This is a genomic window from Methanopyrus sp. SNP6, assembly GCF_002201895.1.
Taxonomy (GTDB): domain Archaea; phylum JAADCQ01; class Methanopyri; order Methanopyrales; family Methanopyraceae; genus Methanopyrus.
On sequence record NZ_CP019436.1, the window covers coordinates 458,038 to 474,609 of the forward strand.

20 protein-coding genes are annotated in these 16,572 nt (G+C 56.1%); 10 read left to right on the forward strand and 10 right to left on the reverse strand.

Annotated features, from left to right (window positions below; translation table 11 throughout):
* Positions 1-9: 9 nt before the first annotated feature.
* From BW921_RS02545 to BW921_RS02555, 3 genes are read right to left on the reverse strand one after another with little or no spacing between them, the layout of a single operon-like run.
* Entirely contained in the window at positions 10-990 is a 981-nt protein-coding gene (locus BW921_RS02545; protein WP_148688440.1) for an orotidine 5'-phosphate decarboxylase / HUMPS family protein, read from the reverse strand.
* Positions 975-2,126, reverse strand: a complete 1,152-nt coding sequence (locus tag BW921_RS02550) for a hypothetical protein (protein ID WP_148688441.1) — start codon at positions 2,124-2,126, stop codon at positions 975-977. Before BW921_RS02550 ends, BW921_RS02545 begins: the two co-directional genes overlap by 16 nt.
* Positions 2,127-2,160: 34 nt before the next feature.
* Positions 2,161-2,433 carry a 50S ribosomal protein L35ae gene (locus BW921_RS02555; protein ID WP_148688442.1) on the reverse strand — a complete coding sequence of 91 codons (273 nt, stop codon included), beginning with the start codon at positions 2,431-2,433 and terminating at the stop codon, positions 2,161-2,163.
* Positions 2,434-2,460: 27 nt separating this feature from the next.
* Here BW921_RS02555 and BW921_RS02560 point away from each other — a divergent pair, with 27 nt between their 5' ends.
* Both BW921_RS02560 and BW921_RS02565 read left to right on the forward strand, forming a co-directional pair.
* Positions 2,461-3,645: a DegT/DnrJ/EryC1/StrS aminotransferase family protein gene (locus BW921_RS02560; protein ID WP_148688443.1), complete on the forward strand. Its 1,185-nt coding sequence runs from the start codon at positions 2,461-2,463 to the stop codon at positions 3,643-3,645.
* A 21-nt stretch (positions 3,646-3,666) separates the two neighbouring features.
* Complete coding sequence (locus BW921_RS02565) at positions 3,667-5,925, forward strand: DHH family phosphoesterase (RefSeq protein WP_148688444.1); 2,259 nt, start codon at positions 3,667-3,669, stop codon at positions 5,923-5,925.
* Here the strand turns inward: BW921_RS02565 and BW921_RS02570 are convergent.
* Genes BW921_RS02570 through BW921_RS02595 form a run of 6 tightly spaced genes read right to left on the reverse strand, consistent with a single transcriptional unit; the run spans position 5,922 to position 10,288 of the window.
* The gene (locus BW921_RS02570; protein ID WP_148688445.1) at positions 5,922-6,410 is read right to left on the reverse strand and encodes a class E sortase; all 489 of its coding nucleotides are present in this window, start codon (positions 6,408-6,410) and stop codon (positions 5,922-5,924) included. The genes BW921_RS02565 and BW921_RS02570 overlap by 4 nt on opposite strands.
* On the reverse strand, positions 6,407-7,240 hold the full coding sequence (locus tag BW921_RS02575; RefSeq protein WP_168168676.1) for a hypothetical protein: 834 nt from the start codon (positions 7,238-7,240) through the stop codon (positions 6,407-6,409). The genes BW921_RS02570 and BW921_RS02575 overlap by 4 nt, the downstream gene beginning before the upstream one ends.
* A gap of 21 nt (positions 7,241-7,261) precedes the next feature.
* Positions 7,262-8,374 carry a DUF515 domain-containing protein gene (locus tag BW921_RS02580; protein ID WP_148688447.1) on the reverse strand — a complete coding sequence of 371 codons (1,113 nt, stop codon included), beginning with the start codon at positions 8,372-8,374 and terminating at the stop codon, positions 7,262-7,264.
* 4 nt (positions 8,375-8,378) lie between these two features.
* Positions 8,379-9,083: a CDP-diacylglycerol--serine O-phosphatidyltransferase gene (gene pssA, locus BW921_RS02585; RefSeq protein ID WP_148688448.1), complete on the reverse strand. Its 705-nt coding sequence runs from the start codon at positions 9,081-9,083 to the stop codon at positions 8,379-8,381.
* Positions 9,084-9,089: 6 nt separating this feature from the next.
* Entirely contained in the window at positions 9,090-9,731 is a 642-nt protein-coding gene (locus BW921_RS02590) for a phosphatidylserine decarboxylase (RefSeq protein ID WP_236953785.1), read from the reverse strand.
* Positions 9,732-9,739: 8 nt separating this feature from the next.
* Positions 9,740-10,288 carry a TRM11 family methyltransferase gene (locus tag BW921_RS02595; RefSeq protein ID WP_148688450.1) on the reverse strand — a complete coding sequence of 183 codons (549 nt, stop codon included), beginning with the start codon at positions 10,286-10,288 and terminating at the stop codon, positions 9,740-9,742.
* Positions 10,289-10,311: 23 nt separating this feature from the next.
* Between BW921_RS02595 and BW921_RS02600 the strand changes: the two genes are divergently transcribed.
* The 8 genes from BW921_RS02600 (at position 10,312) to BW921_RS02635 (ending at position 16,213) form a co-directional block, all read left to right on the forward strand.
* Positions 10,312-10,938 carry an Era-like GTP-binding protein gene (locus BW921_RS02600; protein WP_148688451.1) on the forward strand — a complete coding sequence of 209 codons (627 nt, stop codon included), beginning with the start codon at positions 10,312-10,314 and terminating at the stop codon, positions 10,936-10,938.
* Complete coding sequence (locus BW921_RS02605; RefSeq protein WP_088335260.1) at positions 10,935-11,297, forward strand: DUF2073 domain-containing protein; 363 nt, start codon at positions 10,935-10,937, stop codon at positions 11,295-11,297. The genes BW921_RS02600 and BW921_RS02605 overlap by 4 nt, the downstream gene beginning before the upstream one ends.
* Before the next feature lie 13 nt (positions 11,298-11,310).
* Positions 11,311-11,565, forward strand: a complete 255-nt coding sequence (locus BW921_RS08045; protein ID WP_148688452.1) for a Zn-ribbon containing protein — start codon at positions 11,311-11,313, stop codon at positions 11,563-11,565.
* A gap of 4 nt (positions 11,566-11,569) precedes the next feature.
* Positions 11,570-12,190, forward strand: coding sequence for a hypothetical protein (locus tag BW921_RS02615; RefSeq protein WP_148688453.1), 621 nt, complete (start codon positions 11,570-11,572; stop codon positions 12,188-12,190).
* A gap of 16 nt (positions 12,191-12,206) precedes the next feature.
* The gene (locus BW921_RS02620) at positions 12,207-13,388 is read left to right on the forward strand and encodes a rod shape-determining protein (RefSeq protein ID WP_148688454.1); all 1,182 of its coding nucleotides are present in this window, start codon (positions 12,207-12,209) and stop codon (positions 13,386-13,388) included.
* A 35-nt stretch (positions 13,389-13,423) separates the two neighbouring features.
* A complete protein-coding gene (locus tag BW921_RS02625; protein ID WP_148688455.1) occupies positions 13,424-14,134 on the forward strand; it encodes a PHP domain-containing protein in 711 nt (236 codons plus the stop codon).
* Between the two features lie 83 nt (positions 14,135-14,217).
* Positions 14,218-15,267: a hypothetical protein gene (locus tag BW921_RS02630; RefSeq protein WP_148688456.1), complete on the forward strand. Its 1,050-nt coding sequence runs from the start codon at positions 14,218-14,220 to the stop codon at positions 15,265-15,267.
* Entirely contained in the window at positions 15,254-16,213 is a 960-nt protein-coding gene (locus tag BW921_RS02635; RefSeq protein ID WP_148688457.1) for a M48 family metalloprotease, read from the forward strand. The genes BW921_RS02630 and BW921_RS02635 overlap by 14 nt, the downstream gene beginning before the upstream one ends.
* On the opposite strand, the gene BW921_RS02640 is transcribed toward BW921_RS02635, so the two are convergent.
* Complete coding sequence (locus BW921_RS02640; protein ID WP_168168678.1) at positions 16,185-16,517, reverse strand: hypothetical protein; 333 nt, start codon at positions 16,515-16,517, stop codon at positions 16,185-16,187. The two genes, BW921_RS02635 and BW921_RS02640, sit on opposite strands and share 29 nt — an antisense overlap.
* Positions 16,518-16,572: the final 55 nt, after the last annotated feature.

The window sequence follows — 16,572 nt, forward strand, 5'->3', positions numbered from 1 at the left end:
GCCCCCACCTCATATCTCGTAGACTGCTTCCACTACCCCGTACAGCTTGAGTACATGTTCCTCGGCTACGAGGATCGTCTTCACACTCTCCTTGACGATACTCTCGAGGTCCTCCCGATCGAACTCCTCCGCTCCCAGGACCAGGGTGAGATCGCGCCCGTCATCCTCGAACTTCGGTACGAGATCCGAGTCATCGTCACCGACGGTACGCAAGCTGGGCTCGTTTCGGACCCATTCCACGAGCTGGATAGCCGCGTTCAAGACTTCGGAGACGCGTTCAGGATCCTTGACGACGAGTCCAACGGTACTGTGTTTACGAATACCAAGCAACGCCTCACGTTGGTCTTCGTCGGGTCTGAAATCGTAAGGTTCCACACTGGCGGCTTCTACGACAGCCTCCGCGGCCTTCGAGGGATCCTCGGAGGACGTGATGTATCCGCCAACGATCACTAAGTCCACGCCATCCAGCTCTTCTATCTTCCTCGGGGTGAGGCTACCTGCGACCGCGGTTCTCGCGGGACACCGGTCGACCCCGAACTTGTGGAGTAGCTCTTCCCCAGTGATCGGCTCGTCGATAGCCGCGTGGAGCAGGAGGTAGTCCGGGAGTTCCTCAAGTCCCTCCAACTTCGACAGAACGTTTACGGGATTGACACCGATAGTGTCCACTAACGCCCCCGCGCAAAGCTCGTGTGCTCTGGTGACGAACGATCGGATCGTCTCCTCGGGAGCCGCACCCAGTACGCATCCCAAGTTCGCCCCATGTTTAATCGATAGCTCCGCCTCCAGTGCCCCTACGTCCATCGTTTTCGTGTCGGCGACTATTGGGCGTTCCGGAAACTCCTCGGCCAACCGTTCGATCGCCCGCGATCCTTCGGCCTTGATGAGCGGTGTTCCGACCTCAAGTATGTGAATACCGGCCTCCACGCTCGCCTCGGCTATTTCGATGGCCTTGGGTAGAGATGTAAGGTCCAACGCTACTTGCGTAAGCATCCGCTGTCCCCCGCCACCTCTGTGAGGACGGCTTCGAACTCTTCCGGACCCGCATCGGTTTTCACGACGGCTCTCTTTGAATAGTGTGGACGTACTGCGTTGAATCCCTCCTCACGGAGCCCTTCAAGTACCGAGGTCAGGCTCGGCACCCTGGATAAGCCCAACCTCGACGCCCATCGGTGGATATCGTAAGCCCAAGGATTCGTCCCGACCTCCTCCGCCACAGTCTCCAAGAGTTCCGAAGCCTCCTCGAACCCGAGTTCGCGGGCGTCCGAAGCCCCACGTTCGGCCCGCTCTCTGTCCGCGAAGTCGGGCAACCACAGTGGTCCCAACCTTACTACGCTCCCAGACCCGCAGCGCGGACACTCACGATCGAACTCACGCTCTGAGGTGTACCCACACTCACGACAGTGCAGAAGGTGACCGAGCTGTTTTAACGCTCGATCGGCTCGGCGGGCTCCTCTTTGGATCTCTCCGATTACGCGCACGTGGTGGCGCTGGAAGAACGCAATATGGGGTTCGAACGCGAGGTCGTACTTCGCACACGTTCGGACGATGTACGAAATCAGCGTACGGATAGCAACTTCCTGGTAGAACTCGACGCGCTCGACCTCTACCCAATACTTCCTACGGGCCGAGCTCGGGTAGCGCCCGGCGAGGGCCGAGACATCGGTGGCAGAGACCCCTATCACGCCACGGTTTCGGACCGTTCTAACGGCAGCATCCAAGAACGGAACCGGGGGCCCGAACGGATCGATATCGACGTAATCGAAACGACCTGACAGCTCATCTTCGTGCATCAAGGCATTCGCATCACGGTTCTCGACCCTGCAGACGTCCTCGACGTCGTTCAACCGGACGTTCTCCTCGATCAGCTCGACCGCACGGGGGTTGAGATCGTTAAGGACGGTTACCTCAGGGTTCAACTCGACTGCGATGCGGATCCCGCGAGCGCCTACTCCCGCCAGCGGATCACACACGATCTTCGGGTCGTATTGTACCAGCGAGGATACCGTTAAATCGCGGCTCAGTTGCATTGCGGGGTTGTAGAACACTGGGTCTCTGGAGGAAGGTTGCCCGCGGGTCTTCGGGACTTTCAGCAGCGTGCGGCCTTCGGTGATTGTCTCGAGCTCCATCGACCTATCCCTAGCCCTGCCCCTGAAGGTGCGCTCACTTCAGTATCACTTCGGTACCCAAGGCCTGGCCCGGGAGACCACGCTCAAACCGGACACGTACGGCCCCGTTGTTGCCGTGAGTGTCGACCACCTTACCACGAATCACCCTACCCGTCTCAGGGTGCTTCCAGATGACTTCCCTACCGATCAACTGGGCCGCCTCTGATCTGTTCTCGACACCCTCAAACTCTATTATGCACTGCCTGGGATCCTGCGTGTGCCTTCCCACGCGGTAGTTCACAATCACACCTCGCTTGACCTCACTCACGACTATTTACCCCCTGGGGGAGACCAGTTGTCCAAGCTCGCCATCGATGGAGGCAGACCGGTTAGGGAGGATCCTATACCGATAGCTCAACCTATCCTGGGTGATGAGGAGGCTCGTGCCGTCACGGAAGTCCTTCGGTCGGGCCAGCTCGCTCAAGGACCACGCGTTGAGGAGTTCGAGCGTGAGTTCGCCAAGTTCGTCGGATGTGAACACTGCATCGCGACGAGTTCGGGCACGACCGCACTGCAGCTCGCCCTGGAGTCCGCCGGGCTCGGTCCGGGCGACCTCGCGATCGTTCCGTCTTTTACGTTTATCGCTACTGCGAACGCCGCCTTGCACGTGGGCGCCCACGTCGCGTTCGTAGACATCGATCTGGAAACGTACTGTATGGATCCATACTCCCTTGAGGAGGTCGTGAAGCTCCTGAAAGACCGCGTGCTACGCCCCCGCACCGTAGTAGTGGTCCCAGTGCATCTCTACGGTCACCCAGCCGACATGGATCCGATCTTGGAGATCGCGGAGGAACACGATCTCATCGTAATCGAAGACGCGGCACAGGCCCACGGAGCCGAGTACAAAGGTAAGAGGGCAGGATCCTTGGGAGACGCCGCCTGCTTCAGTTTCTATCCGACCAAGAACATGACAACGGGAGAGGGAGGGGCAATCACCACGGACGACGAGGAACTGGCCGAGCGGGCCAGGATGCTCCGCTCACACGGTGAGCGCGAACGCTACGACCACGTGGAGATAGGGTACAATTTCCGGATGACGGACATCGCCGCGGCTATCGGGACCGTTCAGCTCCGGAGGCTGGAGGAGTTCAACGAGCAGAGGAGGGAGAACGCTCGCTACTACCTCAAGGAGCTGGCCGATTTAGAACCCCTTATCGAGCTACCGACCGAGAAGTCCTGGGCGAAACACGTTTACCATCAGTTCACGATCAGGGTTAACGTGAAGGAGTTATCCTGTACGCGAGACGAGTTCGCGGAGGCGCTTCGCGCCGAGGGAGTTGATTGTGCCGTACATTACCCGACTCCGCTGCACCGACAACCCGCGTACCTTAGGCGCGGTTACTACGCCACGGAGCTTCCGAAATCGGAGCGTGCGGCCGAGACCGTACTATCCATCCCGGTACACCCAGGTCTGTCGGAGAAGGACCGTCAGGACGTTGTGGAAGCTGTGGAGAAAGTCGTTTCCGCGTTTTCCCGATAGGTTCACACGAGGGGAACGCGCTTGCCGCGCGAGAAGTGTCCTAAATGTGATGGGAAGGGAAAGATCCCAGTCGGAGAGACCGAATGTCCCAGATGTGGCGGTAGCGGATTCGTGGGCGACGTGGACATCAGCGAACACTTCAAAGGGGCTGCTCAGCACGCCGTCGAAGGGTATGATCTCACAAGCTCACGTGACGTCCCATGCCCGAAGTGTCAGGGTAAGGGTACGATAACCGTCTACGAGGAATGCGACAGGTGCGGTGGTACCGGTTACATCGTGAAGTGTCGAGAGTGTGGGAAGGAATTGGATCCAGACGTCGAAGAGGACCTATGCGAGGAGTGCTGGAAGAAAGTCAAGCAGATCCGCAGGGAGAAGATGCCGAAGGTGAAGGTCCTCTCGCCGGCGTGTGGGTACGAGGACGTCGAAGAGGGCGAGCTGTACAAAGGTAAAGTAAGTCGTGTCGAGAAGTACGGAGTTTTCATCGAATTAAACGACAGAACCCTTGGACTACTACACCGTCGTGACATGGGCGACAAGGAGCCTCAGGACTTCTCGATCGGTGACGAGGTGGTAGTGAAGGTCACGGACGTGCGACCGGAGGACGGTGAGATCGACTTCACGATCGAAGGTATCGACCCACGGCCCGACAGATACCGAGAGGAGGTCGTGGAGAAAAAGCTGAAGCGCGTACTCGTACGCGACATCGACGAATCGAAGATCGGTGAGACCGTACTGATCAAAGGTAAGATCATCCACGTACAGCAGACACCCGGACCGACCGTATTCACGTTACGGGACGAAAGCGGTAGCATCTGGATGGCCGCCTTTGAGGGACCGGGGATCAGGGCCTATCCGGACATCGAGGCGGGTGATTACGTCCGGGTGATCGGCGAGGTCACCACGCACGACGGCCAGCTCCAAGTCGAGATCCTCGACATGGAGAAACTCGTAGGGACGGAGAGAATCGAGATCAAACGAGCCATCGACGAGGCGCTCGATCGGGAGGCCGAGCCGCCCGAGGATCTGAAACCTATGGTGGACAGCGAGATCATCGAGCGTCTGTGGCCGCGGATGCGCGAAGTGGCGAAGGAGATTAAGCGGGCCGTACTCGAAGGTCGGCCCATCCTGATCCGGCACCACGCGGACGCCGACGGTATTTCGGGAGGAGTAGCGCTGGAGGAAGCTATACTACCGATCCTAAGAGAAAACAACCCGGACCCGGAGGCGGAGTACCACTTCTACAAGCGGTTCCCGAACAAGGCACCTATATACACCCTTGAGGATGCCTCACGGGACCTGAACCACGCATTGGAGGACGTCCACAGGTACAGCCATCAGGTACCCCTCCTGGTACTCTTGGACATCGGATGCACAGAGGAGGACGTGCCCGCCATCGAGGAAATGAAGGCCTACGGCGTCGACGTCCTAGTCATCGACCACCATTACCCGGGCGAAGCCGTAGGAGAGAACCCGGAGGACGGACTGGAGGAGTTCCCGATCGACGAACACGTGAAAGTACACGTGAACCCCTACGCGGCTGGTGGTGATGGCAAGAACATCCCGGCAGGTGCTCTAGCCGTAGAGATCGCCCGGCTCATCAATCCGGAGGTGGAGGACAGGATCAAGCATCTCCCGGCGGTAGCGTGTCTTGGAGATCACGCCGAGTCTCCCGAGGCTGAGCAGTACCTCGAGATCGCCGAAGAGGCCGGCTTCGACAGGGAGTGGCTGAGGAAGATCGCGGATAGCGTCGACTTCCAGGCGTTCCAACTACGTCACACCCCGGGGAGGCACCTGATGAACGATGTTCTCGGCACTACAGGGGACGAGCATCGGCATCGACGGCTGGTGGAGAACCTCTACAGGCAGCATAAAATCGCCTGCGAGCGGCAGTTGGAAGCCGCGCTAAATGGGATCAAGGAGTATGAGGCGGACGGCGTGAAGGTGGTCACCTTGGACGTGGATAAGTACGCCCGCAAGTTCGAGTACCCCGGCCCGGGCAAGACGTGCGGGCTCGTCCACGACCTGAAGGTCGAGGAGGAAGGCGACGATGCGAAGGTAGTGACAATCGCATACGGACCGGACTTCGCGGTGATCAGGGCCACGGAGAACTTAGGGATAAACCTCAACGATATCGTATCGGAACTGGAGGAAGAGATGCCGGAAGCCGCGGTGGAGGGTGGAGGTCACGAGACAGCCGGCTCGATATCGTTCGTGGAAGCACATCGAAACAAGGTCCTTAAGGCGCTGGTCGAAAAGATTCTGAGGGACGCCACTTCTTAGCCTACACGTACGCATTTCACGATGAGTCGCTCGCGCGCCGTGGAAAGAGGTGTGCAAGTGACCAACCACAGCTCGTCCTTACTCGACACATCCGGGTCGATGACATAATCCGGAGGCACTACCACTTTATCGTACACCTCGTACACGTACTTGGATCCGAACCAATACACTACAACCTTGTCACCTCTCCTTAACTCGTCGAGATGCAAGAAAGGAGACCCAAAGAGGGTGCGATGACCGTAGAACACCGTGATCCCCTTTTTACCGGGCGGGGGCGTCGTGATCTCGTAGTATACACCGTAATCGGGTGAAGTGGTGTTGATTCGCTCACGGAGACCCAACTTCGGAATGACCAACTCACATTCGGGTATCGACACGGATTCATGGTACATGAGGTAAGCGACTTCCTTAGCCGCGAGGTATCCCAAGTACGTCGTGGATGGAGCGAGCAGGAGAATTCCCGAAATCAAGTACCGAAACCTCACTTGCTGAGACCCCTGTAGACCAGGTATAACCCGACCACAGCCGCCAGCACCACCGCCGAGATCAGGAATAAGGATTCACCGGTTTTGTATTGGCCCGCCGTGACGGACTCCCTCGCACCAGCACCTCCGGGACCACCGGCGCCAGTTTCACCAGCGGCAGAACTGCCTGAACCTACCGAGGTTCCGGCTCCAGTGCCGGCCCCCTTACCGTACTCCATGACGTATCTGATCTCCGGGAATGGGCCGTACGTCCTGCCGTTGATCGTCACTTTGCCGTCTTTGACACCGATTCTCCAGACCGGAACGTTGTCGTTCACTTTAGCGGGCCTCGGGTCGACTTCGACCAGCCTGCCGTCCGAAAGGACGACTACCCCGCTGAACTCCATCTCGGGGGCGCTGTTAGCGTTGGCCTTTAACTCCATGGAGACCGAGATCCGTTCGTAGGAGCACTCACTCATGTTGAACGGCCAACCAGCGTTCACCATGAGTGGGAAACCTCCCTCTAGGGGAACGTTTTTCGCCACGATCTTGGTATACGCCCTCGATCCGGAGATCTTGACATCTTTGACCTCGGCGCCTTGGATACCTATGTCCGATTCCCTAGGTTTTTTGGCGTCTTTACCCACCGCTTGTACTTCGATTATGAGCTTCGAGATCACTACCGGGGATTGCGATTGTCCTTGCCGACCAGCAGGTTGGCCAGCAGGTTGCTCCGGAGTTCCACCAACCTGAGCTACTGTGAGGGAATTACTTACTGACTCAGCATATGTGATGTACGAGCACAATAGTAACATTAACGATATTATTATCATCATCGAGGGTGTTTTCAAGGTCGCTCCCCCACAGTGTGCTTATGTCTCCGGCAGTATCCAAACCCCTCCTTTGACACTCGATGCTATTAACACCTTAGGTTGAGCCGCATCTTTCGGTATTTCAACGATTACAAGTAAGTTCTCCCAGCTCCGGATACCCTCCCTCCTCTCGATGCTCATTAACTGACGGATGAAACCTCCTCCTCGGCGTGCCTTTTCCACGGCCATGGCCTTTACTAGGTCGCGAAGGTCCACGAGAGCTACAGGGGACAGGTGTGGTGACGTGACGGTTGTTTCGAGCCCAGGATAATTTTTAAGCTTGTAGGAAACGTTTGTCCTACCGGCTACGGCGTACGCTCTTCCGGTAACAAGACCCGCTGGGAATATCACTTTTCTGAGGGCTAAATCCGAACTGCCAGTGCGGTACAACGTCTCCAACGCGGACGCCGATACTAGATCGATTTTGAAATTATCCGGTAACCCACCTTTAATTAGCATGATGTACCTTACCACAGCTCCACTTATTTGGTTTGGTCCCTTATACGCCTCCTTACTTTTAACTTTAGCGATCTTCTTAATGGCCCAGTTCGTGATAGAAAGAGTTACCCTATCACCCACCCTTATAGGGCCTGTCTTATTTGGATCTGCCCAAATCGCTATTAACACTGTTTCGGGCCGTTTCACTTGAACTTTCATCAGTTGGTCGACACCCATCGTCTTTATTTTGTTCAATGCATCCTTAACGGTAAGCAATTGAGGACCCTGAGGCGTAACTAATTCCACCCTTCCATTCTTTTGATTAGCCTTAATCTGATTAGCTAAATATCTCCTCCACTCTACCGTTGCAGCACCCACTACATCAATTGCTTGTAACTGCTCTGGAGTCTCTGCTGAAAGTATCTGCTGCTGCAATTTAGTCCGTGTTGGTGAAGATGCAAGTGGTCCTGTGAAATATGTGTTCAACTCTTTCAACTTTTGAGCACGAAGTTTTTCCAACTGCTCTACATATGGTTTATATACGAAAAAGTAGTACGCTCCACCACCGGCGGCCAGGAAAACCAATCCTATGACGATGGCTCCGATCACGGCGTGGCGTCTCTCTTCCGGAATCTCTAAGAAGTTCGTAGGCTTCACCGGCGGCCGCGGAAGCACTCTCTCACCCCCTCATTATGTACCACGAAAGTAGCACCGTCACCGTGACCGAGGTGACAACTTCCAGCCCCCGTTTTATTTCATCCGGTGGAATCAAGGGCGAGAACAAGAGCACGAGGAACGAGAGACCCCCCACGGCCAAGATCGCCGGATGGGGACGCTTGAGGCTCTGGAACTTGACCGACGAAATCATCAGTGGAGTCGAAGTACCCAGTATAATGGTGTTGAGGATGTACCACAGGTATGACGGACCCAGGTCGACGGTTAGGAAATAGAGGCAGCTCGTAATCGTTCCAACCCACGGGACTGGAAGGCCGAGGTAGTACTCATTAGGGTCGTACCCGTCGACGCACATCGCGTTGAACCTGGCGAGTCGGAGGGCACCGCAGCAAACCATCAGGACAGCGAGCAAGTAACACACCGGAGACGGCACGAGGCCGGCGGTGACGACCAGCACGGCCGGTGCTACCGCGAACGAGACCAAGTCTGCCAACGAGTCCAAGTTCATCCCGAACTCGGACTCCTCTCCAATCCTCCTGGCTACGAACCCGTCCAACGAGTCCGCGATGAAAGAGAGGATGATGAACCTGGCGGCCGCGCCCGGGAACCCCGAGATCGATGCCAAGAGCGAAAGCGTTCCGAAGACCACGTTGGTCAGCGATATCACGCACGCGGGTGTGATAAGCTCCGAGATCTTCCAACGCTCCACGTTACTTCACCTCTTCACTTTGATCACGGGAGTCTCGCCGGCCTTTACACTGTCCCCCTTACGTACGAGTAAGTCCTCCACATTATTTCGGGGAACGGCCAGGTCGACCCTTGACCCGAATCGGATCATGCCGATCGGTTCCCCCCTGTTCACATCGTCTCCCTCCTGCACGTACAGGTCGATCCTGCGGGCGACCGCCCCCGATACTAGACGGACGACGAACGGGGGGTCGCCCTCGAACAGCAGCACCGCACGGTTGTTCTCGGTGGCCGAGTCTTTCCGGAAAGCCGGACGGAACCGTCCTTTTAAAATCTCGACCTCCGCGACCCTTCCGTCGAGCGGAGCGCGGTTCACGTGCACGTCGAGCGGCGACATGAACACGGACACCGTTATCGGATCGTCTAAGTACGAGCTCAACTCGTCGTCGGATGCCTCTCCGGCTTCCATCACGTAACCCAGCAGTCTACCGTCCGCGGGTGATACCGCGAGGGAGGGGTCAGAAGGAGGTTCACGCGGTGGGTTACGGAAGAAGAACGCTAGGAACGCCGCGGTTCCGAGGCAGAGGAGGGATAAGGTACGAGACCATGGGAACAGTGCTGCACCGAGGGCCGCCGGTGGTGTTACGAACTTCCACCACCCGGGCGCCATCAAATCGCTCACACCCGCTCGCAGACGAATACGAACCCTGGGACGATGTGCACCCACTTCAGGTGCTTTTCCAGCACGCGGAGTGGGACCTCGTGATGGAGTAATTTAGTGAAGTATCCAGGCCAGTGCGTCAGCTGCACGAACCTGCCTGAAGTCTTAAGAATCGTCGCGCAGGATCGGAGGAAATCGAGGGGCTCGGGCACGGTTTTGACTGGGACCGTTGACAGTACGGCGTCGACGTTATCTACGAGCTCTGGTAACTCGCGTGCGTCCGCGACTACGAACTCGATGGAGTCCTCCACTCCGTACTCCTTCGCGTTCCTCCGGGCCATGTCGATCATCTCGGGATCGACGTCGACGGCCAGCACTTCACACCCCACCTCTGCTGCCGCGATGGCGACGACTCCGTTCCCAGTACCCGCGTCCACTACGAAATCTCCTTCCTCAACACCCGCAGCTCGGACCATGAATTCAGCGGTTTCCCGGCGGGTAGGAGCCGGCGCACCTACTCGGAGCGGTTCGCGGAGCGCCTTTCTGACGAACGCCCATACGCTCATGGTATCCCCCCAGGGGTGGTGATGTGGGAGTTCGCGAAGTCTTAAGACGCTTGGCGGCCGCTCTGAGGTCCGAACCCAAGGAGCTGGACATCGGGATATACGGAGCCCCCAACGTGGGTAAAACGACGCTGGCGAATCGCATCGCCCAGGATTGGGAGGCGGAGGAATTCGGCCAAGTGTCGGAGATCCCTCACGAGACTCGGAAATCTGTGCGTCGAGAGGTGGTGATAGAGGTAGGATCAACAACGGTTAAATTCAACATCGTGGACACACCCGGCATCGCCACGAAGGTGGATTACCGTAAGTTCTTGGAGTATGGGTTCGACGTGCAAGAGGCGAAACAGAGGGCCAAAGAGGCAACTCGAGGGGTGGTGGAAGCAATCAAGCTCCTAAAGGACATCGACGGGGCGCTGGTCGTTGTCGACTCCACCAAGGATCCTCTGAGTCAAGTCAACGTAACCCTGATAGGCAACCTGGAGGCCAACGGCGTACCATTCTTGGTCGTTGCGAACAAGATAGATCTTAAGGAAGCCGACCCTGAAGCCGTCAGGAAAGCGTTCTCGGAATACTCCGTAGTCGCCGTCTCCGCGAAGACCGGGGAGAACATGACTGAGCTGTACGAAGCCATGGTTAGGGAGTTTACGAGTTGACGGACGGCGAGGTTAAAGTGGAGGTACTAGCCAAATCGGCTTTGGAGAGGATGTCGACGGAAGAAGTCGTAGACTACGTCATTGAAAAAACCAGGGGTGGGTCCGTGATCGTACTTGAGGGACAGTTGGACCCGGAGACGCTAACACAGATTATTCGTGAGACTATGGAGAATGTGGATCTAGAAGAGTTCACAGGTGTGGACATCTACGTGGTGCCACCGAAGGCGAAGACGGATAAAGGACTTTTCGACAGACTGCTAGGGCGACAGTCCGAGGAGGGCATGACCGTGATCTCACCCGCGGACGTTCTGAAGGATATGAAAAAGGGGAAGGATTTCATCACGCTAAAACTCGGATGACGGGAGATTTGCTATGCCCCATGTATGTATAAGATGCGGTGAAGTGTACGGTAAGGTTACGAAAGAGCTCATACGCCGGGGTTGCTTAAAATGTGGGTGTAGACTGTTTAAGCGGATATCCGAAGATGATGAAGATAACCCAGCAACGATCGTTGTCGAACGTGATGGCGTTTACACAATTAACATTGAAAACATTGACGATGTTGTAACTGTATATAAATCAGGTAGATTCTTTATAGTGCTTCCGGAGCAAAAGTACGGGGATTAGGCAATTGAAGACCACGGAAAGACCTGAACTAAAAGTTAAAATACTTAGAGCGGCCGCAGTTTCCCACGAGAACATTAGTGAAGAAATGGATTCATACTGTGCAATACTAGGGGATCCAGAAAGCATTGACGACATCGTGTATGAGGTAATGCGTCTATCTAATTTTGAAATTATCGACAACAGTGTAGTGAAAACTAGGTACGGAATAGTGGTCTGGAGGTACGGAATCGTACTAATAAAATCTACGCCTGAGATCACTTCATTAATAAAGCGAATAGTGAGCGACACGAACCTCATGTCCGTAGTATTCAAGGCTAAAGATGGGAACTTTCTAATAGCAGGACCGGACATTGTCTTGAAAAAAATTCTGAGTAATGCTAGGGCTAAAATGAAGGTTAAAGTGACCAAGCGTGCTAGAGGTATAGCTTTCATTGAAACTTCTACCGTGGTATTTGATGTGATGCCTAGATTCTTAAAAGATATAATTAACGCGCTTCTCGGTATAGAAGAGGAAATATTCAGTATTTTGGTCTTAAACGTTGAAAATCCTGAAGAGTTTGAGAAGATCATCGATAAAGGACCGAATGTATATTGGAGAAGGATTGGAGAAGATAAGGAGACATAAAGGGGGTTATAAGCGCTTGCCATTGTGGAAGAGAAAGAAGGAAGAGAAGGCAAAGAAAGAGGAAAAGATTGAAGAAGAGAAGGAGAGGAATGATGAAAAGAAAACTTCCGAACAACCAACATCTATTCAAGAAGCACTTAGTGAAGAACCCGAAATAGAGATAGACGAGGGGCTTGAAGCACTAGGTATAGATTTAGGTACTATGAACACAGTGGTTGCAAAACCGGCCGAAGAGGAGTTTTTAGTGAAGCAATTTCCGTCCGTAGTGGCCGTAAAGAAAGGTACGAATCAGGTTTTGGCTATAGGTGAAGAAGCTCGTCGAATGCTCGGACGGACTCCTGAGGACATTATCGCCGTGCGTCCGATGCGTCACGGTGTGATCGAGTCCTTGGAGTACGCTAAGTTCGTAGTTCAGTACGCGATCGAGGTTGGATCGGATAACAGTCCGGAGCAAATCGAGCGCGTCGCTGTAGGAGTACCGGGTGATGCATCAGAGGTGGAGAGAGGAGCCATTAAAGAAGCGACCTCGGATGTCGGGATAGACGAGGACAACGTGATCGTGATCAATGAAGCCCTAGCGGCAGCCATCGGAGCCGGACTGCCGATCGCGGAGCCGGACGGGACTATGGTGATCGACATCGGAGCTGGTTCCACCGATATCGCCGTCATATCACTGGGTGGGATCACCGATCAGGAGACTATGAGGGTCGGTGGGGATAACATCGACCAGAACGTCGTCGATCTTGTAGAAGAGGAGTTCGGAGTACGGATCGGTATCCACGAAGCCGAACGGGCGAAGGTGGAGGTAGGTAAAGTCTTCACTGAAACCGAAGACATCGAGGACAAGGAGATTGAAGTAGTTGGTAAGGATATCGAAACGAACAAGCCTAAGGAAATCACGATCGACTCCGAGCTGGTGGCTAAAGCCGCGGAGCCCGTAGTACAGGAGATCATCAGGGCTATCGAGAGGATCCTCGACAGGTTACCACCGGAGCTTGTTCCGGGTGTGTATGAGAACACCATGCTCGTCGGGGGCACTTCGCTAATGCGAGGCCTCCGAGCTAGGATCGAGGAGGAAACCGACGTACCGGCCGAGCTCGTAGACGATCCCCTGACGGTAGTAGCGAAGGGTGCCGCAATCGTAGCTGCGGAGCCGAAGACCTTGGAGCCCGAGGTAAGACTCAAGGCTCTGAAGTAAAGTGCCAGACCGTAAAACGGCCGGGAAGGCTCCTGTTGCGTCTTCGGGTAGACCTGCATACCCACACGGTGTACTCAGATGGTCATGGGACTCCGATGGAGAACGCATTAGCGGCGGAAGAGCGGGGACTTGAGACTGTCGCATTAACCGATCACGGCCCCGCATCACCCGACGGTCTCACGGATCGGTCCTTCAGACGTCTCGTGGCGGAAGCCAGGGAGGTAGAAAAACTCTGCTCGGTTCGGGTGTACGTGGGTGTGGAGGCGAACATCGTGTCGATGTCGGGAGAGATAGATGCGACACCGGCGATGCTCAGCGAGTCCGACATCGTGTTGGCCGCTATCCACAATCCTCATCTGATATTGATGAACCCGGGAAGTGCGGAAGAACTGCGCCGCGCGATCGTACACGCGACGATCAAGTGCATAGAGAGCGGAGAGGTGCAAATAATCGCGCATCCGGTATGGATCCTAGAGCAACTCCGATGTTACATAACCGCACAGGAGGCGGAAGAAATCGCTCGAGTAGCCGCCGATCACAACGTCGGACTGGAGCTCAACGCGCGGCATCTCCCAAGGGACTTCACGTTGTATCAAGTCGCTATTAGGGTGGGAGCACCGATCACGTTCGGTAGCGACGCCCACGCACCTGAGGAAGTGGGACGGTTCAAGCCGCTTCAGAAGCTGGCCAAAAGGCTCGGTATCGAACCGCAGGACGTACACCCGGAGGAGTTGGGGATCGTCTGATCCTGAAAACCTTAAGCGTCGACTGGGAGGCAGTCAAAGACGCGCTGGACGACACCGAGGAACCGGAAGAGCTTTCTGAGCTATTGGATCCTCCGGAACTCGCCGCAGCCTTACCGTACTCCAGATGCGATAACCCGCGAGAATTCCTCAGGAGGCTCGAAGTTCGTCTCGACCCCATTTCTTTAGCGTTAACAGAGATACACGGCAGGATCGCGAGGAAAGTGCAAGAGTGGAAACCGTTCGTGTGCCCCGATATCCGTGCAGCCCGCGAGTTCACGCGAGAGATAGTGGCCAAGGCTAAAGCCGACTTCCTAGCGAAGCGAGCCGGAGGGTCCGAAGCGCTGGACTTGTGCGCGGGACCAGGCGGAGACACGTTGGCCTTGTCGGAGCACTACGACGTGACAGCCGTGGACCATGAGGTATCTCGGATCGAGGCGCTGAATATCAACGCTCGGCTCCACGCGAGGCACGCCGTCGAAGCTATCGAGCTGGACGTTGTGGAGGCCGAGCTCGATGCGGATGTTGTTCACGCGGATCCGGGCAGATCCGGCGCCAAAGACCCGAGGCATACCGAGCCCCCCGCGACGGAGCTGCGAGACAAGTTCTCGGAAGTCCCATACATGATCGAGGTGCCGCCCGCCGTGAAGCCTAGACCGGGAACCGTAGTTTTCAGTGCGGGGGGAGAGGTCCGTTCCGTCTGCTGGACCAACCTGACCGAGGAAGTTGCGGCCGTGATAGCAGAGACTTCAGCTGTTCTTGAAGGACTTCCACGGAAGCCCACGGAAGCGTTGGAACTCGAAAAGGTGCGCTACGTTATCGAGCAGGATCCCGCCGTCCGTAAAGCGAATCTTTCGTGGAAGCTCGCCGAGAACCTCAACGTTCATCCGACAGTTGTCGAAGGTGAGGAGACAGTGCTGGCGTCGGAAGATCCACCGGACTTAATGGTCGATCACGTGGTCAGGGTAGTGGAGATTGGAGAAAAAGGCGATGGTCCGCCTATAATACGGTCTTTTGGTGTCAAACTGAACCCGAGACGGCTGGTAGAATTGCGTAAAACGTACAAGGGATACGATATCGTGTACGTGACGAAGGTCGGTGTCCTGGCTGGGAGGGTGGTCTATGAAAGGGAGTGAGTTGCTCACCGGTGCCGTGCTTCTAGGTTCGGCCGCGCTCCTAATGGTCGGTAGACTGAATAACCGAGGGTTCTTCTCGTGGCTTCGTACCGTAGGTATCTTGGGTCTGTTAGTCGGAATACTGTCCTTGGCACTGGCCGTTCTGACGGGGAGCGCGATCGCTGGGCTGGTTGTTGGAGTCATCACTGCCACGATGATGTACATGTTCTCCTCCCGTATAGTACGCATCCAGATGGGGGCCGTAGACGCCGAGGAGTTCCTCCGGTACAAGCCGGAGTACGCGGACAAGCTACGCAGAGTGCAGGAGATGGTGTCGAAGCTAGCGTCCAAGGCTGGGCTTCCAGAACCCGAGCTGGTGGTAGTTCCGGAGGAGACTGGTGTCGGCATGTACCCCAACGCCTTCGCCACTGGACGCCAATCGAAGCCCACAGTGGGAGTTACGGAAGGTCTCCTGAAGCACCTGGATGACGAGGAGATATACGAGGTACTGGGTCACGAGCTCGCTCACGTGAAGAACCGCGACACGCTCGTAATGACCGTAGCTGCAGCCGTGAGCACCGCTATCGCGTACGCGTTCGACCCGTGGCTAAATGCCATACACGCCGAAGATTGGGAGGATGTAGCCTTCCTGGTACTAGCGGGCACGTTGGCCTCGCTGATCTCGACGCTGCTCGTGGCCGCCATAAGCCGGTCGAGGGAGTACTTGGCCGACGAGGAAGGAGCGAAACTCTCGGAGAATCCTATGGGACTGGCCGAAGCCTTGGAGAAAATCGAAGCGATAATCAAATCCAACCCAACGCCCGCCAAGTCGTTGTCAGAAGTCTCAACGGCGCACCTGTGGATCGAGAACCCGTTCCGCGGAGGTCTGCTCCGACTGTTCAGCACTCATCCGCCGGTCGAGAAGAGGGTCGAACGTCTCAGGCGCCTCGCGAGAGAGTTGCAATGACCGCAATCGACCCAGGCATCCTCGAGGTAACGCCGTACATCCAAGGGGCACCATCTACCTTTCGGACGCGGCGGAGGAGCCACTTCTTGACCTTAGCCGCCTCGGGATGTTCGGGTTTCACTTCGGGCACGTAGAGCGGAATGTCCAGACGTTCCGCAGCCAATCTCAGTAGTCCAGAACCATAGGACCTTTCGAGTTTCGAGAGTGGGTCGTCGGTTCGGCACCCGGTCACACGCAGGAGAATCATCTCGAGGCGGCGAACGCCACATCTGGAAGCTCCAGCAACACTAGAGCTCCTCCGCACCGACCTCGAGAGGAAGGGCCAGAGCCCGAAGTGGCAACACACAGATCGGATACAA

Excerpts from the sequence above, each read along its gene's own strand:
- BW921_RS02595 (WP_148688450.1), bottom strand. The coding sequence starts at position 10,288 with ATGAGCGTATGGGCGTTCGTCAGAAAGGCGCTCCGCGAACCGCTCCGA.
- BW921_RS02550 (WP_148688441.1), bottom strand. The coding sequence starts at position 2,126 with ATGGAGCTCGAGACAATCACCGAAGGCCGCACGCTGCTGAAAGTCCCG.
- BW921_RS02545 (WP_148688440.1), bottom strand. The coding sequence starts at position 990 with ATGCTTACGCAAGTAGCGTTGGACCTTACATCTCTACCCAAGGCCATC.
- BW921_RS02635 (WP_148688457.1), top strand. The coding sequence starts at position 15,254 with ATGAAAGGGAGTGAGTTGCTCACCGGTGCCGTGCTTCTAGGTTCGGCC.
- BW921_RS02590 (WP_236953785.1), bottom strand. The coding sequence starts at position 9,731 with ATGGCGCCCGGGTGGTGGAAGTTCGTAACACCACCGGCGGCCCTCGGT.
- BW921_RS08045 (WP_148688452.1), top strand. The coding sequence starts at position 11,311 with ATGCCCCATGTATGTATAAGATGCGGTGAAGTGTACGGTAAGGTTACG.